Annotated in this window: 20 protein-coding genes; 4 read left to right on the forward strand and 16 right to left on the reverse strand. The window is 59.9% G+C overall.

Annotated features, from left to right (window positions below):
• Positions 1-26 precede the first annotated feature (26 nt).
• From CKW21_RS29465 to CKW21_RS29480, 4 genes are all read right to left on the reverse strand, one after another.
• Positions 27-566, reverse strand: coding sequence for a FixH family protein (locus tag CKW21_RS29465; RefSeq protein ID WP_095197325.1), 540 nt, complete (start codon positions 564-566; stop codon positions 27-29).
• Positions 567-577: 11 nt separating this feature from the next.
• Positions 578-1,993, reverse strand: coding sequence for a cytochrome c oxidase accessory protein CcoG (gene ccoG / locus CKW21_RS29470; protein WP_095197326.1), 1,416 nt, complete (start codon positions 1,991-1,993; stop codon positions 578-580).
• A gap of 206 nt (positions 1,994-2,199) precedes the next feature.
• Entirely contained in the window at positions 2,200-2,610 is a 411-nt protein-coding gene (locus tag CKW21_RS29475) for a type II toxin-antitoxin system VapC family toxin (RefSeq protein WP_095197327.1), read from the reverse strand.
• Positions 2,610-2,864: a type II toxin-antitoxin system Phd/YefM family antitoxin gene (locus tag CKW21_RS29480; protein WP_056857098.1), complete on the reverse strand. Its 255-nt coding sequence runs from the start codon at positions 2,862-2,864 to the stop codon at positions 2,610-2,612. Before CKW21_RS29480 ends, CKW21_RS29475 begins: the two co-directional genes overlap by 1 nt.
• A gap of 240 nt (positions 2,865-3,104) precedes the next feature.
• Between CKW21_RS29480 and CKW21_RS29485 the strand changes: the two genes are divergently transcribed.
• Positions 3,105-3,368, forward strand: a complete 264-nt coding sequence (locus tag CKW21_RS29485; protein WP_095197328.1) for a hypothetical protein — start codon at positions 3,105-3,107, stop codon at positions 3,366-3,368.
• A 113-nt stretch (positions 3,369-3,481) separates the two neighbouring features.
• On the opposite strand, the gene ccoP (CKW21_RS29490) is transcribed toward CKW21_RS29485, so the two are convergent.
• From ccoP (CKW21_RS29490) to ccoN (CKW21_RS29525), 8 genes are all read right to left on the reverse strand, one after another.
• Positions 3,482-4,465 carry a cytochrome-c oxidase, cbb3-type subunit III gene (gene ccoP, locus CKW21_RS29490; protein WP_095197329.1) on the reverse strand — a complete coding sequence of 328 codons (984 nt, stop codon included), beginning with the start codon at positions 4,463-4,465 and terminating at the stop codon, positions 3,482-3,484.
• Entirely contained in the window at positions 4,462-4,647 is a 186-nt protein-coding gene (locus CKW21_RS29495; protein ID WP_003175465.1) for a CcoQ/FixQ family Cbb3-type cytochrome c oxidase assembly chaperone, read from the reverse strand. The genes ccoP (CKW21_RS29490) and CKW21_RS29495 overlap by 4 nt, the downstream gene beginning before the upstream one ends.
• A gap of 5 nt (positions 4,648-4,652) precedes the next feature.
• Positions 4,653-5,261 carry a cytochrome-c oxidase, cbb3-type subunit II gene (ccoO, locus tag CKW21_RS29500; protein ID WP_095197330.1) on the reverse strand — a complete coding sequence of 203 codons (609 nt, stop codon included), beginning with the start codon at positions 5,259-5,261 and terminating at the stop codon, positions 4,653-4,655.
• A complete protein-coding gene (ccoN, locus tag CKW21_RS29505) occupies positions 5,261-6,703 on the reverse strand; it encodes a cytochrome-c oxidase, cbb3-type subunit I (RefSeq protein WP_095197331.1) in 1,443 nt (480 codons plus the stop codon). The genes ccoO (CKW21_RS29500) and ccoN (CKW21_RS29505) overlap by 1 nt, the downstream gene beginning before the upstream one ends.
• A gap of 492 nt (positions 6,704-7,195) precedes the next feature.
• Positions 7,196-8,152 (reverse strand): cytochrome-c oxidase, cbb3-type subunit III, encoded by a 957-nt coding sequence (ccoP, locus tag CKW21_RS29510; RefSeq protein WP_095197332.1) that lies wholly within the window; start codon positions 8,150-8,152, stop codon positions 7,196-7,198.
• The gene (locus tag CKW21_RS29515; protein WP_095197333.1) at positions 8,149-8,352 is read right to left on the reverse strand and encodes a cbb3-type cytochrome c oxidase subunit 3; all 204 of its coding nucleotides are present in this window, start codon (positions 8,350-8,352) and stop codon (positions 8,149-8,151) included. The genes ccoP (CKW21_RS29510) and CKW21_RS29515 overlap by 4 nt, the downstream gene beginning before the upstream one ends.
• A gap of 3 nt (positions 8,353-8,355) precedes the next feature.
• Positions 8,356-8,964, reverse strand: coding sequence for a cytochrome-c oxidase, cbb3-type subunit II (gene ccoO, locus CKW21_RS29520; protein WP_095197334.1), 609 nt, complete (start codon positions 8,962-8,964; stop codon positions 8,356-8,358).
• A gap of 10 nt (positions 8,965-8,974) precedes the next feature.
• Entirely contained in the window at positions 8,975-10,399 is a 1,425-nt protein-coding gene (gene ccoN / locus CKW21_RS29525; protein ID WP_095197335.1) for a cytochrome-c oxidase, cbb3-type subunit I, read from the reverse strand.
• Positions 10,400-10,485: 86 nt separating this feature from the next.
• Between ccoN (CKW21_RS29525) and CKW21_RS29530 the strand changes: the two genes are divergently transcribed.
• Entirely contained in the window at positions 10,486-11,181 is a 696-nt protein-coding gene (locus tag CKW21_RS29530; RefSeq protein ID WP_095197336.1) for an alpha/beta family hydrolase, read from the forward strand.
• Between the two features lie 185 nt (positions 11,182-11,366).
• Here CKW21_RS29530 and CKW21_RS29535 read toward each other — a convergent pair whose 3' ends face one another.
• The 3 genes from CKW21_RS29535 to acnA form a co-directional block, all read right to left on the reverse strand.
• A complete protein-coding gene (locus tag CKW21_RS29535; RefSeq protein WP_095197337.1) occupies positions 11,367-12,932 on the reverse strand; it encodes a PAS domain-containing methyl-accepting chemotaxis protein in 1,566 nt (521 codons plus the stop codon).
• Between the two features lie 104 nt (positions 12,933-13,036).
• On the reverse strand, positions 13,037-13,828 hold the full coding sequence (locus tag CKW21_RS29540; RefSeq protein WP_095197338.1) for a CPBP family intramembrane glutamic endopeptidase: 792 nt from the start codon (positions 13,826-13,828) through the stop codon (positions 13,037-13,039).
• A gap of 359 nt (positions 13,829-14,187) precedes the next feature.
• Positions 14,188-16,929 carry an aconitate hydratase AcnA gene (gene acnA / locus CKW21_RS29545; RefSeq protein ID WP_095197339.1) on the reverse strand — a complete coding sequence of 914 codons (2,742 nt, stop codon included), beginning with the start codon at positions 16,927-16,929 and terminating at the stop codon, positions 14,188-14,190.
• Positions 16,930-17,151: 222 nt separating this feature from the next.
• On the opposite strand from acnA, the gene rlmM reads away from it, so the two are divergent.
• Entirely contained in the window at positions 17,152-18,225 is a 1,074-nt protein-coding gene (gene rlmM / locus CKW21_RS29550) for a 23S rRNA (cytidine(2498)-2'-O)-methyltransferase RlmM (protein ID WP_095197340.1), read from the forward strand.
• A gap of 184 nt (positions 18,226-18,409) precedes the next feature.
• Complete coding sequence (gene tusA, locus CKW21_RS29560) at positions 18,410-18,661, forward strand: sulfurtransferase TusA (protein WP_095197341.1); 252 nt, start codon at positions 18,410-18,412, stop codon at positions 18,659-18,661.
• Positions 18,662-18,726: 65 nt separating this feature from the next.
• Here the strand turns inward: tusA and CKW21_RS29565 are convergent, their stop codons facing one another.
• Positions 18,727-20,136: an MATE family efflux transporter gene (locus CKW21_RS29565; RefSeq protein ID WP_095197342.1), complete on the reverse strand. Its 1,410-nt coding sequence runs from the start codon at positions 20,134-20,136 to the stop codon at positions 18,727-18,729.
• Between the last annotated feature and the right edge of the window lie 244 nt (positions 20,137-20,380).

The raw sequence follows: 20,380 nt of genomic DNA on the forward strand, positions 1-20,380 counted from the left end.
CTCGCGAATGCGCGAAGCGCAGCTTTTTACTTCTTCAGGTCTTCCGCACCCTGCAACGGTTCATCACCGAGCAGCAGATCCTTGTCATGGCTGACCAGTTCTTCCTCGAACATGCGCCATATGTGATCGTCCTGAGTACCCAGCAATTCGACAAAGCGACGGCCTTCGATCTTGTCGCTCAACTGACCGATGTAGCGGCCCTGTTCGGTTTCGCTGCGGGTCAGGACGATCTTGCGGTCCTTTTCCGGCTGTGTCGGCGAGATCAGGTTCAGCTCAAGGGTTTTCGGTTGGCTGTTGCCGTTCAGGCGCAGGTCGACTTCGCCGGTCACGTCATCCAGGTGAACGCTGGCGCGCATCAACAGGGTCTGCGCCAGCAGTTCACGGTCGAGGGAGCGGTTGATGCCTTTGCCGGCCTCGTAGTAGTTGTCGTTGACCAGGTTGTCCGGATTGTTCACCGCGATGGTCACCATGGACAAAGTCAGGGTCACCGAACAAGCCAGGATCCCGATGATGATCCATGGCCAAAGGTGCTTGTACCAGGGACTTGCGGCAGTTGCTGCGGGCATGATCACTTCTCTCAACGAATTTGTGGGCCGATGAATCGGCTCTTGGCTTCAACGTGAATGCTGGCGTCATCGGCGTCCTTGAGGATGAATTTCACCTCGTTAGTGCTCGATGGCAGGTGTTCCGGGGCCACGGACAGTTCGGCCGGCTGGCTGACGATATCGCCGGCCGCGACCTTGATCTCGCGCCTGCCTTGCAGCTTGAGGTCCGGCAGGCCGGTGGCTTCGAGCACATAGGTATGGTCGCGCTGATCCTTGTTCATGATCTTCAGGCTGTAGACGTTTTCGATCCGGCCCTCGGCGTTCTCGCGGTACAGCACACGGTCCTTGCTGACGTCGAAACCCACCAGCGAGCGCATGAAGAACGCGGTGACCAGCAGGCTGATCATTGCCAGCAACACCACGGCATAGCCAATCAGGCGCGGACGCAGTTTATGGGTTTTCTGGCCGGACAGGTTGTGTTCGGTGGTGTAGCTGATCAGGCCGCGTGGATACTCCATCTTGTCCATGATGGCGTCGCAGGCATCGATGCAGGCGGCGCAACCGATGCATTCGATTTGCAGGCCGTCACGGATGTCGATGCCGGTCGGGCAGACCTGGACGCACATGGTGCAGTCGATGCAGTCGCCCAGGCCCTGAGCCTTGTAGTCGATGCCTTTCTTGCGTGGGCCACGACCTTCGCCACGACGCGGGTCGTACGAAACGATCAAGGTGTCCTTGTCGAACATCACGCTCTGGAAGCGCGCATACGGACACATGTAAATACACACCTGCTCGCGCAGCCAGCCGGCGTTGCCATAGGTGGCGAGGGTGAAGAAGCCGACCCAGAAATAGGACCAGCCATCGGCCTCGCCGGTGAAGAAGTCGATGGTCAGCTCACGGATCGGCGAGAAGTAGCCGACGAAGGTCATGCCGGTCACGAAACCGATCAGCAGCCACATCGTGTGCTTGCTGAACTTGCGCAGGAATTTGTTGGCGCTCATCGGCGCCTTGTCGAGCTTGATGCGCTGGTTGCGGTCGCCTTCGGTGACCTTTTCACACCACATGTAAATCCAGGTCCAGACGCTCTGCGGACAGGTGTAACCACACCAGACCCGGCCCGCATACACCGTGATGAAGAACAGACCGAAGGCGGCGATGATCAACATGCCCGACAGCAGGATGAAGTCCTGTGGCCAGAAGGTCGCGCCGAAGATGAAGAATTTACGCTCCGGCAGGTTCCACCAGACAGCCTGGTGACCGCCCCAGTTCAGCCAGACCGTACCGAAATACAACAGGAACAGCACAGCACCACCGGCTATCCGCAGGTTGCGGAAAATGCCGGTGAAGGCACGGGTGTAGATCTTTTCTCGAGAGGCGTAGAGGTCGACGGTGTTGTTCCCGTTTTTGGCGGGCGGGGTAACGTCGTGTACCGGAATCTGGTTGCTCATCGGTTGCATCCCACGGCAGTGGAAAAATGCCTCGGTCAGTACGTGCCGACCGCGGTCAAAAAGAGGTGTTGCAGTGGCGCAATGATACGCCTGTCGCTCTGGCTCAAGGGTGCGACCTTTGGTCACGTTGGTGGAATCCAAATGACCGTGTAATGACCTGTATCAATTGACTTGTGAATTATGGCCGGTTTTGCGCAGGGCAGAGCTCAATCAGCCCATGGGTTGATCAACTGAACACCGCTCGATTGAAAGTCGCTGACATTCCGGGTGACGACAATCAGGCCATGAACCAGCGCCGTCGCGGCAATCAAGGCGTCTGCTTCGTTGACGCGATCTGGAACATGCAAACTTGCACACCGAAGGGCCACGGCGGCGTCGATCGGCAGGATTCGGGCATCGAAAGCCGGTATGACGTGACGTTTGAGCCAGGTACGCAATACTTTTCCCTGGGCGGGATCGCGACGCTCCATGCGTAGAACGCCTGTCTCCAACTCCTTCAAAGTAATGGCCGAAATAAACATACGGGGAGCGATGATGCTTTTGGCCCAGGCGACGACCTGGGCGTCAGCCTGGGGTTTGCGAAGTTCGGAAATCACGTTTGTGTCGAGTAGAAACATCAGGACAAGTCCACGGGGCGATGAGTGATCACGGCGCGTTCGGTTTCGAACTCGATGTCTGCCGCTTCTGGCATTACCAGCAGTTCGACGATGTCGGCGTTGATGCCGGTCAATTTCTGGTAATCCTCAATGCTTAGCAGCACATGGGCCGGCTTGCCTCGGTCGGTGATGAAAACCGGACCCTGGCGCGTGGCTTTTTTGGCACCACTTGTATCCTGGTTGAACTCACGGCTGGAAATGGTGGTGATGGCCATCATGAGTGACCCTCCTGGACGTTCTGATGTAGAAACGTTACTACCTGATTGTGGGCCTCGCAACCTCCGACGCTGAATGGTCGACCGCCGGTGTCGTTTGAAAATCTGCCCACATGGTTTGAGACAATGGCCGATTAGAAGGCGGGTTCGCACGGCGGTATTGTTGTTTGCGCCGCCTATGGCATTAAACGAGCGCCGCAAATTTCTTACTGCGGTGGATTTTTTCAAGGATGAGAGTTTATGAATGACGCTATTGAGCAAGAGTTGGATGTCAGTCTTGAAATAGAAACATTGAGGGCAATTCTCCGTTCGGGAACCACGGGAACACCCGCACTGACGGCTTACCTGGAAGCGGCGCTTGCCGCGCTGGAGTCAGGGGGCGAATTCCCCCAGACCATGAGTCTCACAAGTGGGGAAAACGGTCGGAATGACGGGCCGAAAAAAAAACGAAAGACCAAGAGCCTTGGTTCTCTGGATAGTTTGGGGGGTGGCAATATTGTTTGAGTCCGTTCATTGGCTTCCCATGTACGACCCAGGAATCACCTTGCAGGTTTGAATGAAAAAGGCCCCGCCAATTCACATTGGCGGGGCCTTTTTCATCGCATCAAGCGTTTGCCTTACTGGGCATTTTCCGCCGCAGCCTTCTCGCCGTGAGACAGGCTGTAGACGTAAGCGGCCAGCAGGTGAACCTTGTCATTGCCCTGCATTTGCTCTTGCGCAGGCATCTGGCCCTGACGGCCGTAACGGATGGTCTGCTGCAGTTGAGCGAAGCTCGAACCGTAGATGAAGGCGCCCGGGTGGGTCAGGTCAGGAGCACCCATGGCCGGGGTGCCTTTGCCCTGCGGACCGTGGCAAGCCACGCAGTTGGCAGCGAACAGCTTCTGGCCTGCAACCGGGTCAGCCTTGGCGCCTTCCGGCAGCTTGCGGCCATCGAGGTTGGTCAGGACAAAAGCAGCAACGTCACTGACGCCTTGCTCGCCGATCACTTCAGCCCACGCCGGCATGACCGCGTGACGGCCGCCCATGATGGTGGCCTTGATGGTTTCCGCCTCGCCGCCCCAGCGCCAGTCGGCGTCGGTCAGGTTAGGGAAGCCGTAAGCGCCCTTGGCGTCGGAACCGTGACAGACCGAGCAGTTGGAGGCGAACAGGCGGCCACCCATCTTCAGGGCTTGCGGGTCTTTGGCCACTTCTTCGATCGGCATGGAAGCGAACTTGGCGAAGATCGGACCGAACTTGGCGTCCGAACGAGCCATTTCCTTTTCCCACTCGTGAACGCCGGTCCAGCCGGTCTGGCCGTTGGCGAACGCGGTCTGCTTCTCGTTGTCCAGGTAGTTGTAACCTGGCAGCAAGCCTTTCCAGTTGCCCAGGCCCGGGTACAACACCAGGTAACCCAGGGCGAAAATGATGGTGCCCACGAACAGCATGAACCACCATTTCGGCAGCGGGTTGTCATACTCCTCGATCCCGTCGAAGGAGTGCCCAACCGTCTCTTCGGTGGACTCGGTGCGCTGGCCCTTGCGGGTCGACAGCAGCAGCCAGGTCAGGGAAAAGATCGTACCGAGACTGAGGACTGTGACGTACAGACTCCAGAATGTAGTCATTCTTTGTTACTCCTAGAAGCTTGCTCGACGTGCTTGATGGCTTCGGGATCATCCGCGAAAGGCAGCAAGGTCGCGTCTTCAAACTCCGACTTGCGCTTGGGGCTGAACACCCACAAGGCCAGACCGATAAAGGCAACCATCACGACAACGGTGCCCAGGCCACGAATCATCCCGATATCCATTTAGATCACCGTTTGCTTTTGATGATGGTGCCCAGGCCTTGCAGATAGGCCACCAGCGCGTCCATTTCGGTTTTGCCCTTCACGGCATCCTTGGCACCGGCGATGTCTTCGTCGGTGTAAGGGACGCCGAGCGCGCGCAAGACTTCCATTTTCTTCGCGGTGTCTTTGCCGTCGAGCTTGTTTTCCACGAGGAACGGGTAGGCCGGCATTTTCGATTCGGGCACCACGTTGCGCGGGTTGTACAAGTGCGCACGCTGCCAGTCATCGGAGTAACGACCGCCGACACGGGCCAGGTCCGGACCGGTACGCTTGGAACCCCACAGGAACGGGTGGTCCCAGACGCTTTCACCGGCAACCGAGTAGTGGCCGTAACGTTCGGTTTCAGCACGGAACGGGCGGATCATCTGCGAGTGGCAGCTGACGCAACCGTTGGCGATGTAGATATCGCGGCCTTCCAGTTCAAGGGCGGAGCGAGGCTTCATGCCTTCGACCGGCTTGTTGGTGACGTCCTGGAAAAACAGCGGAACGATCTGGGTCAGGCCGCCGACGCTGACGGCGATGACCATGAAGAAGGCCAGCAGGCCAATGTTCTTCTCGACTGCTTCATGCTTCATCAGTGAGCTCCAACTACAGCGATCTGTTCGGCGGCTTCGGCTTCAGCCGGGTTCGAGGCGCGTACGGTGCGGTACACGTTGTAGGCCATGAACAGCATGCCGGCGGCGAAGAACGCACCGCCCAGGGCGCGGACGATGAAACCAGGGTGGCTGGCTTGCAGCGCTTCGACGAACGAGTAGGTGAGGGTGCCGTCATCGTTGATTGCACGCCACATCAGGCCCTGGGTGATGCCGTTTACCCACATCGAAGCGATGTACAGGACGGTACCGATGGTGGCCAGCCAGAAGTGCGTGTTGATCAGGCCGACGCTGTGCATCTGCGCACGACCGAACAGTTTCGGGATCATGTGGTAGATCGCGCCGATCGAAATCATCGCTACCCAGCCCAGGGCGCCGGCGTGTACGTGGCCGATGGTCCAGTCGGTGTAGTGAGACAGCGAGTTCACGGTCTTGATCGCCATCATCGGGCCTTCGAAGGTCGACATGCCGTAGAAAGCCAGGGAGACGACCAGGAAGCGCAGGATCGGGTCGGTGCGCAGCTTATGCCAGGCACCCGACAGGGTCATCATGCCGTTGATCATGCCGCCCCAGCTCGGCGCCAGCAGGATGATCGACATCGCCATGCCCAGCGATTGCGCCCAGTCCGGCAGCGCGGTGTAGTGCAGGTGGTGCGGACCGGCCCAGATGTACAGGGTGATCAGCGCCCAGAAGTGCACGATCGACAGGCGATAGGAGTAAATCGGACGCTCGGCCTGTTTCGGCACGAAGTAGTACATCATCCCCAGGAAGCCGGTGGTCAGGAAGAAGCCTACGGCGTTGTGGCCGTACCACCACTGGATCATCGCGTCGGTCGCACCCGAGTAGGCCGAGTACGACTTGAAGAAACTGACGGGCAGGGAAGCGTGGTTGACGATGTGCAGCATCGCCGTCACGACGATGAAGGCACCGTAGAACCAGTTGCCCACATAGATGTGCTTGGTCTTGCGCTTGACGATGGTGCCGAAGAACACCAGACCGTAGGTGACCCAGACGATGGCCAGCAGAATAGCCAGGGGCCATTCCAGCTCAGCGTATTCCTTGGTGGTGGTGTAACCCAGCGGCAAGGTAACGATGGCGCCGACGATCACCGCTTGCCAACCCCAGAAGGTGAAGGCGGCGAGGCTGTCGGAAATCAGTCGCGTTTGGCAGGTTCGCTGCACGACGTAATAGGAAGTGGCAAACAGTGCACATCCACCGAAGGCGAAAATCACCAGGTTTGTGTGCAACGGGCGCAGGCGTCCAAAGCTCGTCCAGGGCAGACCGAAGTTCAATTCCGGCCAGACCAGTTGAGAGGCGATGAAGACACCGAGCCCCATGCCAAGGATCCCCCAGACCACCGTCATGATGGCGAACTGGCGGACTACCTTATAGTTATAAGCAGTCGGACTGATTGCTGTGCTCATTCTAAGGTTCCACGGTTTGGGTGTTTTATTAGGATTAAAAATCGGCCGCAAGTATGTAGAAAGCGTAGGGTCATTGCAACGCGCCATGACCTGGGTCAATGCGTTCAAATGCTGATTCTGCGGCCTTTCCATGCGCCGCGTAAGGACAAAATCGGCCGCGGACAAAACGTCCCGGAAAACTGATCAGGCGAGGGGGTCAGGTCGGATGTAACGGGGTGTGTTCAAACACAACGATTGGGTGACCGCAGGCAATTGGCGCGACAGCCGGTATCTACCAGCCTTTGCGGCCTGTCATCGGGCAGATTCGTCGAACACATCGTTCAGGGTCGACCTGGAACCGGCACTGGCCAGTCCGCATCGGAGGAAGCTTAGACCCGAATCCGGGGAACCGAAAGGCAGACTCGTGGAGGGTGCGACAAAAAGAAGCAGCTGCAAGCCGCAAGCTACAAGCTCCAAGTTAGAGCTTGTAGCTTGCGGTTTTTGCTTTTGCTCTTACTTGACGCTTGTAGCTTGCAGCTTGCCGCTCAACTGCTCATCACCTTTTGAAAGGCTGAACACGTAAGCCGCGAGCAGTTGCACTTTATCGTTGCCGAGCAGTTCGCTCTGCGCCGGCATATGGCCCTGGCGGCCATGGCGGATGGTCTGTTCAAGCTGGGTCAGGCTGGTGCCGTAGATGAAACCGGCCGGGTGCGTCAGGTTCGGCGCGCCCATGGCTTCAGTCCCCTGGCCGTTCGCCCCGTGACAGGCGACGCAGGTGGTGTTGAACGCTTGCTGCCCGGCTTGCAGGTCGGCCCCGCTGCCGGCAGGCAGAGGCAGGCCGGCCAGTTGGTGGCGCACATAAGCCGCGACGTTTTTCACGCCGGCCTCGCCGAGGACTTCACCCCAGGCCGGCATCGCCGCCATGCGTCCGCCCATGATGGTGGTCTTGATGGTTTCGGCGTTGCCGCCCCAGCGCCAGTCGCTGTCCGCCAGGTTGGGGAAGCCGAATGCTCCCTTGGCGTCCGAGCCATGGCATACCGAGCAGTTGGAGGCGAACAGACGCCCGCCCATTTTCAGTGCTTGCGGGTCCTTGGCCACTTCCTCCACTGGCATCGCGGCAAATTTGGCGAAGATCGGACCGAACTTCGCGTCTGCCTTGTCCATCTCCTTTTCCCATTCGTGCACGCCGGTCCAGCCGTTGTCGTAACCGGGCAGGATGCCTTTCCAGTTGCCCAGGCCCGGATAGAGAATCAAATAGCCGACGGAGAACACCAGGGTGCCGGCGAACAGCATGAACCACCATTGCGGCAATGGGTTGTCGTATTCCTCGATGCCATCAAAGCTGTGGCCCATGGTCTGGTCGACGCTGCCCTTGGTTTCGCCCCGGCGGGTGCCGATCAGCAACCAGGTCAGGCCGATAAGGCTGCCGATGGTCAGTACGCAGATCCACGTACTCCAGAAGGTGGTCATGGCCGGGTACTCCTTGCGGCGGTTTCTTGTTGAGGGCTGTTTTCCGATGGCGGCTCGTCGGCGAACGGCAGCAGGCGTGCTTCGGCGAATTCGGGGCTGCGCTTGCCGTTGAACACCCATAGGGTCAGGCCGACGAAGGCCACGAACACCACGACCGTGCCCAGGCCGCGGATCATGCCAGTACTGACTTCAAAGACCATGTGTTACCTCTTGCTCTTGATCGCAGTGCCGAGCACTTGCAGGTAGGCGACCAGTGCGTCCATCTCGGTCTTGCCCTTGAGTGACTCGACGCTGCCCGCAATGTCGTCGTCGGTGTAGGGCACGCCCAGCGTACGCATGGCCTTGAGCTTGGTTTCGGTGTGGCTGCTGTCAACCTGATTGGCCACCAGCCACGGGTAGGCGGGCATCTTCGATTCCGGCACCACGTTGCGCGGGTTGTACAAATGCGCGCGGTGCCAGTCATCCGAGTAGCGCGCCCCGACCCGCGCCAGGTCCGGCCCGGTGCGTTTGGAGCCCCAGAGGAACGGGTGATCCCAGACGCTTTCGCCCGCCACCGAGTAGTGGCCGTAGCGTTCGGTCTCGGCGCGAAACGGGCGGATCATCTGCGAGTGACAACCGACACAGCCTTCGCGGATATAGATGTCGCGACCTTCGAGCTGCAGCGCGGTGTAGGGCTTCATGCCTTCCACCGGTTTATTGGTCACGTCCTGGAAGAACAGCGGGACGATCTGGGTCAGGCCGCCGATGCTCACGGCGAACACCATCAGCAGCATCAGCAGGCCGACGTTTTTCTCGATTGTTTCGTGTTTCATGGCGGACTCCTCAGGCCATCTGCGCGGCAGCGGCGACTTCGGCAGGTTGCGAAGCCCGCACGGTGCGCCATGTGTTGTAAGCCATCAGCAACATGCCGCTGAGGAAGATCGCCCCGCCCACCAGTCGCACGATGAAGCCCGGGTGGCTGGCCACCAGGGTTTCGACGAAGGAGTAAGTCAGCGTGCCGTCTTCGTTCACCGCGCGCCACATCAAGCCCTGGGCAATGCCGTTGACCCACATCGAAGCGATGTAGAGAACGGTGCCGATGGTCGCGAGCCAGAAGTGCGCGTTGATCAGGCCGATGCTGTGCATCTGCTCACGGCCGAAGACTTTCGGGATCATGTGGTACAGCGCGCCGATGGAAATCATCGCCACCCAGCCGAGCGCGCCGGCGTGAACGTGGCCGATGGTCCAGTCGGTGTAGTGGGAGAGGGCGTTGACGGTCTTGATCGCCATCATCGGTCCCTCGAACGTCGACATGCCGTAGAACGCCAGGGAGACCACGAGGAAGCGCAGGATCGGGTCACTGCGCAATTTATGCCAGGCGCCCGACAGGGTCATCATGCCGTTGATCATGCCGCCCCAGCTCGGCGCCAGCAGGATCAGCGACATCACCATGCCCAGCGATTGCGCCCAGTCAGGTAGCGCGGTGTAGTGCAGGTGGTGGGGACCTGCCCAGATGTACAGGGTGATCAGCGCCCAAAAGTGCACGATCGACAGGCGATAGGAGTACACCGGGCGTTCGGCCTGCTTGGGCACGAAGTAATACATCATGCCGAGGAAACCGGCAGTCAGGAAAAAGCCCACGGCGTTGTGGCCGTACCACCACTGCACCATGGCATCGGTCGCACCGGCATACAGCGAGTAGGACTTGGTAAAACTCACCGGCAACTCAAGGTTGTTGACGATGTGCAGGATGGCGACGGTGATGATGAACCCGCCGAAGAACCAGTTACCGACGTAGATATGCTTGGTCTTGCGCTGCATCACCGTGCCGAAGAACACGATGGCGTACGCGACCCAGACGATGGTGATCAGGATGTCGATCGGCCACTCCAGTTCGGCGTATTCCTTGGAACTGGTGTAGCCCAGCGGTAGGCTGATGGCCGCCAGCAGGATCACAAGTTGCCAGCCCCAGAAGCAGAACGCGGCGATTTTCGGAGCAAACAACTGGGTCTGGCAGGTGCGTTGCACCGAGTAGAACGAACTGGCGAACAAGGCGCAGCCGCCGAAGGCGAAGATCACCGCGTTGGTGTGCAGCGGGCGCAACCGCCCGAAACTGGTCCAGGGCAAATTGAAGTTGAGTTCGGGCCAGACCAACTGGGCGGCGAGAAATACCCCGAGCCCCATGCCGACGATGCCCCACACCACCGTCATAATGGCGAATTGGCGGACCACCTTGTAGTTGTAGGCGGTACTGATAGAAGTGTTCATGGTTCCCCATCCACGGTTCAGCCGAAGGAAGCGCCGGCAGCGCACCCTTCGCCTGGAGTTATAGGCAGACTAAAAGCGAGGCAAGCATGGACAAACAGCACAAGGCCGGTATTGACGGGGATCAATGGGCGCAGTGCGTGCAGGATCATGGATGGCTGTGGGATGCCGCCGTGGCGCCGGCGTCGGCGACGCTGATCCTCGCCCATGGCGCCGGCGCGCCGATGGACAGCGACTGGATGAACGACATGGCTGCACGCCTCGCGGCGCTTGGCGTCAACGTGTTGCGCTTTGAGTTTGCGTACATGGCGCAACGGCGTGTCGACGGCGGCAAGCGCCCGCCCAATCCGGCACCGAAGCTGCTGGAATGCTGGCGTGAGCTGTATGCCGAGGTGCGACGCCATGTCGCTGGGCCGTTGGCCATCGGCGGCAAGTCCATGGGCGGGCGGATGGCCAGTTTGCTGGCAGATGAATTAGGCGCCGATGCGTTGGTGTGCCTGGGTTATCCGTTTTATGCGGTGGGCAAACCGGAGAAGCCACGGGTCGAGCATTTGGCCGGATTGAAGACGCGGACGTTGATCGTGCAAGGCGAGCGGGATGCGTTGGGGAATCGTGAGTCGGTCGAGGGCTATGATCTGTCACCGAGCATCGAGGTGTTCTGGCTGGTGGCGGGGGATCATGATATGAAGCCGTTGAAGGCTTCGGGGTTTACGCATGAACAGCATCTGGCGGCTGCGGCGCAAAAAGTGGCTGCATTCTTCAGTGAGACTTTTTGCCGGCTGTGACGGCCTCTTCGCTGGCAAGCCAGCTCCCACAGTGATCTTTGGTGTGGCTTGATGTTGAGAGCTATGCAGAACCCTGTGGGAGCGGGCTCGCCCGCGATGAGGCCCGAACAGGCGACATCACTTTAAGACTGGCAATAAAAAACCCGGAGGTTTTCACCGTCCGGGTTTGTTGTTTCCCGCATCTATCAGCGGTTAAACCGCTCCACCAACGAATACTGGGTATTCGCGGTTTTGGTCAGTTCTTCACTCAACAAGGCCGAGTTCTGCGCCTGTTCCGAAGTCTGGTCAGCCAGTTCGGAAATGTTGCTGATGTTGCGGCTGATTTCTTCGGCCACGGCACTTTGCTCTTCGGTCGCGGCAGCGATCTGGGTGGTCATGTCGGTGATGTTGGCCACCGCTTCGCTGATCCCCACCAGTGCCTGATCCGCTTCCAGTACCCGGGCCACACCTTCTTCAGCCTGGCGATGCCCGGCTTCCATGGTTTGCACCGCCGTCCCGGCGGTCTGCTGCAGCTTGGCGATCAGCGCGTGAATCTGTCCGGTGGATTCGCTGGTGCGTTGTGCCAGCTGCCGTACTTCATCAGCCACCACCGCAAAGCCGCGACCCATCTCACCGGCGCGGGCCGCTTCGATGGCGGCGTTGAGCGCCAGCAAGTTGGTCTGGTCGGCAATGCCCTTGATCACATCGACCACGCCACCGATTTCATCGCTGTCCTTGGCCAGTTGGGTCACGGTCAGGCCGGTTTCCCCGACCACCACCGACAGGCGCTGAATGGCTTCGCGGGTCTCCCCGGCGATGTCACGTCCACGCCCGGTCAGGCGATTGGCTTCCTGCGTAGCATCGGCGGTGCGTTGTACATGGCTGGCGACTTCCTGCGTGGTGGCGGCCATCTGGTTGACGGCGGTGGCCACTTGCTCGGTTTCGACACGCTGGCGTTCCAGGCCAGTGGAGCTGTTGTGCGCCAGGGCGTCGGATTGTTTCGCCTGATCGGTGAGGTGTTCGGCGGTATCTTGCAAGCGGGTCAGGCAGGTTTTCAGGCGTGCTTCCTGACTGAGGATCGACATCTCCAGGCGCGCCTGGGCGCCGCGGCTGTCGGTGTACATCTGCGCGATCAACGGGTCGGACGTGGTCTGCTCGGCCAGACGCAACAAACGCTTGATGCCGCGTTGCTGCCAACTCAGGCCCATCAGGCCCAGCGGTACCGAAAGGCCGGCGGCCAAAGCAAATCCCCACTGGGAGTTGAGCGAGGCACCGATCATGAAGCTCAACTGGCTGACCAGAATGAACGGCAGCCAGTCCTGCAGGACCGGCAACCATTTGTCGGTGGCCGGAACGGCCGACTTGCCCTGGTTGATGCGTTGGTAAAGCGCTTCGGCACGGCGGATTTGTTCGGCGGAGGGTTTGACCCGCACCGACTCGTAACCGATCACCTGATTGCCTTCGAAGATCGGTGTCACATAGGCGTTGACCCAATAGTGGTCACCGGTCTTGCAGCGATTCTTGACAATACCCATCCATGGCAAGCCTTGTTTCAGTGTCGCCCACATGTGCGCGAACACCGCGGCCGGAACGTCGGGGTGACGCACCAGGTTGTGCGGCGCACGGATCAGTTCCTCACGAGAAAACCCGCTGATCTCGACGAAGGCGTCGTTGCAGTAGGTGATCATGCCCTTGGCATCGGTGGTGGAAATCAACCGTTGCTGGGCCGGGAAGGTCCGCTCGCGTTGTGTAATTGGCTGGTTGTTACGCATGGCTTTTTAATCCGCAAGGCTTTCAAGTGCTCTATCGGCATCCGTTGCGATTTGTTGAGATTATTTTTCGATAATCAGTTGTGCGCCGCAAAATGCCCCTTGCGTCAGCCGGCAAGCATCGGATAAGTGAACAGGCTGAAGTGCAGCAGATTCAAACCGAAATGCGTGGCGATGGCCGCCGCCAGCCCACCGAAGCGGTAAGCCAGGCCATAGCCGATACCGGCCAGACTCGCCAGCAATACCCATTGCCAACCGGCACCCACATGCGCCAGGCCGAATACCAGCGAAGCGAGCAGCAGGGCGAGGTTTTCGCCGTAAGGCAGGTGTCCCAGGCGTCGGCTCAAACCACCCTGGATGTAGCCGCGAAACAACGCCTCCTCGACCAGCGTCACCAGCAGCAGATTGTTGAGCAGCCACAGCCAGGCCTGCTCTGGCCATTTCGGCGCCCAATCGATGACATCCAGCACCAGCGCGCCGCCCAGGGCCAACACGGCGCTCAGGGGCAGGGCCAGTGCGATGGCATACAGAAACAGCCGCGACGAGCGCCGGCCGACGATCCACGGACAGACCAGCAGCAGCCAGAAACCGATCAGGGGTTTGTCCAGATTCAGGTACATTGAAAACGGCACGGCATTATCGGTAAAGCGCTGCGGGTCAATGACGCGGCCGTTGTAGAAACCGGGTAGCCAGTGTGTCGCCAAGGCCACGGCCAGCACGATGAACAGGGCGTGGCCGAGGTAGCGGCCCAGTGGAAGTGTTTGCTGGCGAACGGAGAAACCGGCGATCAGCAACAGCGCGACGGAGATCGTGGCGAACCAGCCAAGGTGACCGTAAGCCAGCGCCATTCCGTAGCCGAGGGAGAGGAGGGCCAGGTGGGTCCATGGCAGAGTCAGCATTGAATATCCTTGTTTGTATTTCTGCAAGTCGCCTCGGCCCATTGTGGGAGCGAGCCTGCTCGCGAAGACGGCGGCACATGCACCAGAGATGGAGGCTGACAGACCGCTTTCGCGAGCAGGCTCGCTCCCACAATAGTGAGGTGACAGTCGCAGTTTCTGTGTCCGGCACAGATCCCCTGTGGGAGCGAGCCTGCTCGCGAATGCGGTGTATCAGGCGACACTAATGTTGAATGTGGTGACCCCTTCGCGAGCAGGCTCGCTCCCACAATGGCCATGTGTTGGTACGTAATCGGGTGATTGTATGCCGGGGCACTCAAACAAAAACACCGCCCGAAGGCGGTGTCGTTGTCAGCGTTAAATTACGAGGCAATCAACTGCCTCAACACGTAATGCAAAATCCCTCCCGACTTGAAGTACTCCACTTCATTGAGCGTATCGATGCGGCACAGCACTTCGACTTTCTCCTGGGTACCGTTTTCACGGGTGATGACCAGGGTCAGGTTCATCCGTGGCGTCAGTTCGACGCCGGTCAACCCGAGAATGGCCAGGGTTTCAGTGCCTCTGAGATTCAGGCTCTTGCGGTTTTGGTCGAGTTTGAATTGCAGCGGCAACACGCCCATGCCCACCAGGTTGGAGCGGTGAATGCGCTCGAAGCTCTCGGCAATCACCGCTTTGACGCCCAGCAGATTAGTGCCCTTGGCCGCCCAGTCACGGCTCGAACCGGTGCCGTATTCTTGCCCGGCGATCACCACCAGCGGTGTGCCTGCAGCCTGGTAACGCATGGCCGCGTCGTAGATCGCCAGTTTCTCCCCGGTCGGGATGTAGAGGGTATTGCCACCTTCTTCGCCGCCGAGCATTTCATTGCGAATACGGATATTGGCGAAGGTGCCGCGCATCATCACTTCGTGGTTGCCGCGTCGCGAGCCATAGGAGTTGAAGTCCCGAGGCTCGACGCCTTTTTCCCGCAGATAGTGACCCGCCGGGCTGTCAGCCTTGATGTTGCCGGCCGGGGAGATGTGGTCGGTGGTTACCGAATCGCCGAGCAACGCAAGGATGCGGGCACCGTTCACGTCCTTGACCACAGGTGGCGGTCCGCCGATGTCATCGAAGAACGGTGGATGCTGGATGTAAGTCGAATCCGCCTGCCAGACGTAGGTGGCCGCTTGCGGCACTTCGATGGCCTGCCACTGTTCATCGCCGGCAAACACTTCGGCATACTCCTTGTGGAACATGGCGGTGTTGACCTGCTCCACGGCGTCGGCGATTTCCTTGCTGCTTGGCCAGATGTCGCGCAGGTAAACCAGATTGCCGTTCTGGTCCTCGCCCAAAGGCTCGCGACTGAGGTCGATGCGCACGGTGCCGGCCAGCGCATAAGCCACCACCAGCGGCGGTGAGGCCAGCCAGTTGGTTTTTACCAGTGGATGGACCCGGCCTTCGAAATTACGGTTACCCGACAAGACGGAAGCTACGGTCAAATCGGCTTTCTGGATGGCTTTTTCGATCGGTTCCGGCAAGGGACCGGAGTTGCCGATACAGGTGGTGCAGCCATATCCGACCAGGGCAAAGCCCAGTTCATCGAGGTATTGCGTCAGTCCAGCCGCCTTGTAGTAGTCGGTGACCACTTTCGAGCCTGGGGCCAGCGAACTTTTCACCCAGGGTTTACGGCGCAGGCCTTTTTCCACAGCTTTCTTCGCCACCAGGCCGGCGGCCATCATCACGCTCGGGTTGGACGTGTTGGTGCAGGACGTAATCGCCGCAATCACCACCGCGCCGTTTTTCAGTCGCACCGTTTGCCCTTCAAAGTCGTAGTCCACTTCACCGGCCAGATCGGCGTTACCCACCGCGACACCGCCGCCGCCCTCGCTTTCCAGGCGACCTTCTTCCTTGCTGGTGGGCTTGACTTGCAGGCCGATGAAGTCGCTGAACGCTTGCGCGACATTCGGCAGCGAAACCCGGTCCTGCGGGCGTTTCGGCCCGGCAAGGCTGGCTTCGACGCTGGCCATGTCCAGCGCCAGGCTGTCGGTGAATATCGGTTCCTTGCCCGGTAAGCGCCACAGACCCTGCGCCTTGCTGTAGGCCTCGACCAGTTTCACGGTTTCGAGAGGGCGGCCGGACAGGCGCAGATATTCCAGCGTCACGTCGTCTACCGGGAAGAAGCCGCAGGTGGCGCCATATTCCGGGGCCATGTTGGCGATGGTCGCGCGATCCGCCAGCGGCAGATCGGCGAGGCCGTCGCCATAGAACTCGACGAATTTGCCGACCACACCTTTTTTGCGCAGCATCTGCGTCACGGTCAGCACCAGGTCGGTGGCGGTGATGCCTTCCCTGAGTTTGCCGGTGAGTTTGAAACCGATCACTTCCGGAATCAGCATCGACACCGGTTGGCCAAGCATCGCCGCTTCCGCCTCGATGCCGCCGACGCCCCAGCCGAGGACGCCAAGACCATTGATCATGGTGGTGTGGGAGTCGGTGCCCACCAATGTGTCCGGGAAGGCATAGGTGCGGCCGTCCTCATCCTTGGTCCAGACCGTGCGGCCCAGGTATTCCAGATTCACCTGATGGCAGATGCCGGTGCCCGGCGGCACCACGCTGAAATTATCGAAGGCGCTTTGGCCCCAGCGCAGGAACGCATAGCGTTCGCCATTTCGCTGCATTTCGATGTCGACGTTCTGTTCGAAGGCGCTGCTGGTGGCGAACTTGTCGACCATCACCGAGTGATCGATTACCAGGTCCACCGGCGACAGCGGATTGATCCGTTGCGGGTTGCCGCCAGCCTTGGCCATCGCAGCACGCATCGCGGCCAGGTCAACCACGGCGGGCACGCCGGTGAAGTCCTGCATCAGCACCCGCGCCGGGCGGTACTGGATTTCGCGGTCGGAGCGACGCTCCTTGAGCCAGGCGGCAATCGCCCTGAGGTCGGCGCCGGTGACGGTTTTTTCGTCCTCCCAGCGCAACAGGTTTTCCAGCAGCACTTTCAACGACATCGGCAGCAGGCTCAGGTCGCCCAGGCTCTTGGCGGCATCCGGCAGACTGAAATAGTGGTAGGTCTTGTCGTCGACTTGCAGGGTTTTAAGGGTGTTCAAGCTATCGAGAGACGGCATTACGATCACTCCTTTACGTCCGCACGGCTACGGACTGAGGGGGACGGGCAGAGCATTAAACCTAGCCCTGTTTTAGGTAGCTGGCTAATAACTGGACTCTATCGTTAAGTTCGAGGTTCCGAAGTCGGCTATCATGCGCCGGTTTTCGTGACAGGCTTTGCTCCAGCGCAAGTCTGGGCATCGCGCAGTGGTGAATGTCTCGCCATCTGCCCAGGAGTAAGAATGAACACCCTCTTTATGCATTGCCGGCCGGGCTTCGAAGGCGAAGTCTGTTCCGAGATTTCCGACCTCGCCGCACGGCTGAACGTGGCCGGTTATGCCAAGGCCAAGACCGCCAGCGCCTGCGCCGAGTTTGTCTGCACCGAAGAAGACGGCGCCGAACGCCTGATGCGCGGCCAGCGTTTCGATCAGTTGATCTTCCCGCGCCAATGGGCTCGCGGGATCTTTATCGACCTGCCGGAAACCGACCGCATCAGCGTGATCCTCGCGCACCTGGCGGACTTCCCGGCCTGCGGCAGCCTGTGGCTGGAAATGGTCGACACCAACGATGGCAAGGAACTGTCGAACTTCTGCAAGAAATTCGAAGTGCACCTGCGCAAGGCGCTGATAGCCGCCGGCAAACTGGTGGAAGACGCCCATAAACCGCGCCTGTTGCTGACCTTCAAGAGTGGTCGTGAAGTGTTCATGGGCCTGGCGGAGTCAAACAACTCGGCGATGTGGCCGATGGGCATTCCGCGTCTGAAGTTTCCGCGCGAGGCGCCCAGCCGTTCGACCCTTAAGCTGGAGGAGGCCTGGCACCATTTCATCCCGCGTGACCAGTGGGACGAGCGTCTGCACAGCGACATGACGGGTGTCGATCTTGGTGCCGCGCCCGGTGGTTGGACCTGGCAACTGGTCAATCGCGGCATGCTGGTGACGGCCATCGACAATGGCCCGATGGCCGAAAGCCTGATGGACACCGGCCTGGTACAGCATCTGATGGCCGACGGTTTTACCTTCAAGCCCAAGCAGCCGGTGGACTGGATGGTCTGCGATATCGTCGAGAAACCGGCGCGCAATGCCGCGATGCTGGAAGAGTGGATCGGCGAAGGCCATTGCCGCGAAGCCGTGGTCAACCTCAAGTTGCCGATGAAACAGCGTTATGCCGAAGTGAAGCGCCTGTTGGAGCGCATCGCCGACGGCTTCAAGGCGCGGGGCATTCGCGTGGAGATTGGTTGCAAGCAGCTGTACCACGACCGCGAAGAAGTGACCTGCCACCTTCGCCGGCTCGATGTGAAAAAGCCCAAGTCCCGCTGACACTCAGCGAATACCCTGTGGGAGCGAGCCTGCTCGCGAAAGCGTCCGGTCAGTCAGTATCTATGTTGGATGACACACCGCCTTCGCGAGCAGGCTCGCTCCCACAAGGGGGGGCGGCGTAATGCCACAGATGACCGAACACCCGGCAATGCGCGACAATGCCGGCAAGTTTCAGGAGTGAATCATGAGCGAAATGACTGACACGCCGGTTGACGGCACCCTCGACGCCACCGGTCTCAATTGTCCGGAGCCCGTGATGATGCTGCACCAGCACATCCGCGACCTGGTGCCTGGCGGCCTGCTCAAGGTGATCGCCACCGACCCGTCGACACGTCGCGACATCCCCAAGTTCTGCGTGTTTCTCGACCACGAACTGGTGGCGCAGCACGAAGATGCCGGTACCTATCTGTACTGGATTCGCAAAAAGTCCGGTTAACAACAATGCAAAACATGTGGGAGCGAGCAGGCTCGCTCCCACAGTTTTTGTCTAGCCATTGAGTCTCATCCGACTGAACGGCTGATACGAATCCGTTTACGCGCACTGCGTGTCAGGCGGATCGACAGCATCAGTGCCGCGCAACTCAGGCCTGCGATCAAACCTTCCCACAACCCGCTCGGGCCGCTGGCCGGACCGAACCAATCGGTCAGGCCCAGCACATAACCCACCGGCAGGCCGATGCCCCAGTAGGCGAACAGCGTCAGAATCATCGTCACCCGGGTGTCCTGGTAGCCCCGCAGTGCCCCGGCGCAGATCACCTGGATGGCATCGGAGAACTGATACAGCGCGGCATAGACAATCAACATCGACGCAATCTGGATCACGGTCTTGTCAGGCGTATAGATCGAAGCGATAGGTTCGCGCAGCAGCATGATCAGGCTGGCCGAGAACGCGGCAAACACCAGTGCGGCGCCCAGCCCGACCTTCGCCGCGAAGCGTGCCTGATAAGGATTGCCGGCGCCCAGCGCCTGACCGACCCTTACCGTCACCGCCATGCCCAGGGAATAAGGAATCATGAACAGCAGCGAGCTGATGTTCAGGGCTATCTGGTGCCCGGCCACCACGGTAGAGCCCAGGCTGCCAATCAGCAGTGCGATCACCGCAAAGATGCTGGATTCGGCGAACACCGCGATACCGATTGGCAGGCCGATGCCCACCAGGCGCTTGATCACCGTCCATTGCGGGCGGTCAAAACGAACCAGTACGCGTGTGCGGGCATAGAAGGGCGCCCAGCAGGTCCAACCGGCCATGCTCAACGCCATGAACCACATCACGATACCGCTGGCCCAGCCGCAACCGACGCCGCCCAGGGCCGGCATGCCGAAATGGCCGTAGATCAGCGCATAGTTCAGCGGGATGTTCAGCAGTAGCCCGCACAGCCCAATGACCATGCTCGGCCGGGTGCGGCCCATGCCGTCGCTGTAGCAGCGCAGTACGTAATAGAAAGCAATACCGGGCAAACCGAAGGCGATGCCGTGCAGGTAGCCCATGCTCGGTTCGATCAACTGTGGATCGACCTTCATCCAATGCAGGATCGGCTCGGCGCTGAGCAGCAGGGCGCTGCCGATCAGCCCGACACACAACGCCAGCCACATGGCCTGGCGGACCAGAGGACCGATCTCGTCAAGTTGTGCAGCGCCAAAGCGTTGGGCGACCTTGGGTGTGGTGGCCAGCAGAACGCCGGACATCAACAGGTAAACCGGAATCCAGATCGAGTTGCCCAGGGCCACCGAAGCGAGATCCCGTGGGCTGACACGGCCGGCCATCACGGCATCGACGAAGCCCATGGCCGTCGTGGCCAATTGCGCGACCATGATCGGCAGAGCCAGCCCGAGCAGGCCTTTGAGTTCTTGGCGAACCGGGGTCGTGCGGGGAGTGGCGGTTGTGGCGGTAGTCTCAGTCACGGAATTCACTAGCGAAGCGTCCAAGGTTTTTGATGCGCAAGGCAGCGCATTCTACGCGTTGACGTATCGGTCAGGAAAAGACTGTGTTGCGGATTTGTAAACCTTCAGCTTTACGCGATTTTTTTGTAGATACCGTCTTGTCCCTCATCGGGCAAGCGCAAAATTCGGGTCAAATGGCTGGCCCGATTTAAGAACGGCGTAGACAAAATGTAGGAGCTTGCGCATTGCTGCACAGATGATCTGTTTGGGGGCC

The organism is Pseudomonas sp. Irchel 3A7 (genome assembly GCF_900187565.1).
Classification (GTDB): domain Bacteria; phylum Pseudomonadota; class Gammaproteobacteria; order Pseudomonadales; family Pseudomonadaceae; genus Aquipseudomonas.

Coding starts and splice junctions, on each gene's coding strand:
- ccoN (WP_095197331.1), bottom strand. CDS start 6,703: ATGAGCACAGCAATCAGTCCGACTGCTTATAACTATAAGGTAGTCCGC.
- CKW21_RS29530 (WP_095197336.1), top strand. CDS start 10,486: ATGGACAAACAGCACAAGGCCGGTATTGACGGGGATCAATGGGCGCAG.
- CKW21_RS29540 (WP_095197338.1), bottom strand. CDS start 13,828: ATGCTGACTCTGCCATGGACCCACCTGGCCCTCCTCTCCCTCGGCTAC.
- ccoN (WP_095197335.1), bottom strand. CDS start 10,399: ATGAACACTTCTATCAGTACCGCCTACAACTACAAGGTGGTCCGCCAA.
- CKW21_RS29485 (WP_095197328.1), top strand. CDS start 3,105: ATGAATGACGCTATTGAGCAAGAGTTGGATGTCAGTCTTGAAATAGAA.
- ccoP (WP_095197332.1), bottom strand. CDS start 8,152: ATGACCACCTTCTGGAGTACGTGGATCTGCGTACTGACCATCGGCAGC.
- CKW21_RS29475 (WP_095197327.1), bottom strand. CDS start 2,610: ATGTTTCTACTCGACACAAACGTGATTTCCGAACTTCGCAAACCCCAG.
- CKW21_RS29495 (WP_003175465.1), bottom strand. CDS start 4,647: ATGGATATCGGGATGATTCGTGGCCTGGGCACCGTTGTCGTGATGGTT.
- ccoP (WP_095197329.1), bottom strand. CDS start 4,465: ATGACTACATTCTGGAGTCTGTACGTCACAGTCCTCAGTCTCGGTACG.
- acnA (WP_095197339.1), bottom strand. CDS start 16,929: ATGCCGTCTCTCGATAGCTTGAACACCCTTAAAACCCTGCAAGTCGAC.
- CKW21_RS29535 (WP_095197337.1), bottom strand. CDS start 12,932: ATGCGTAACAACCAGCCAATTACACAACGCGAGCGGACCTTCCCGGCC.
- ccoG (WP_095197326.1), bottom strand. CDS start 1,993: ATGAGCAACCAGATTCCGGTACACGACGTTACCCCGCCCGCCAAAAAC.
- tusA (WP_095197341.1), top strand. CDS start 18,410: ATGAGCGAAATGACTGACACGCCGGTTGACGGCACCCTCGACGCCACC.
- CKW21_RS29480 (WP_056857098.1), bottom strand. CDS start 2,864: ATGGCCATCACCACCATTTCCAGCCGTGAGTTCAACCAGGATACAAGT.
- rlmM (WP_095197340.1), top strand. CDS start 17,152: ATGAACACCCTCTTTATGCATTGCCGGCCGGGCTTCGAAGGCGAAGTC.
- ccoO (WP_095197334.1), bottom strand. CDS start 8,964: ATGAAACACGAAACAATCGAGAAAAACGTCGGCCTGCTGATGCTGCTG.
- CKW21_RS29465 (WP_095197325.1), bottom strand. CDS start 566: ATGCCCGCAGCAACTGCCGCAAGTCCCTGGTACAAGCACCTTTGGCCA.
- ccoO (WP_095197330.1), bottom strand. CDS start 5,261: ATGAAGCATGAAGCAGTCGAGAAGAACATTGGCCTGCTGGCCTTCTTC.
- CKW21_RS29515 (WP_095197333.1), bottom strand. CDS start 8,352: ATGGTCTTTGAAGTCAGTACTGGCATGATCCGCGGCCTGGGCACGGTC.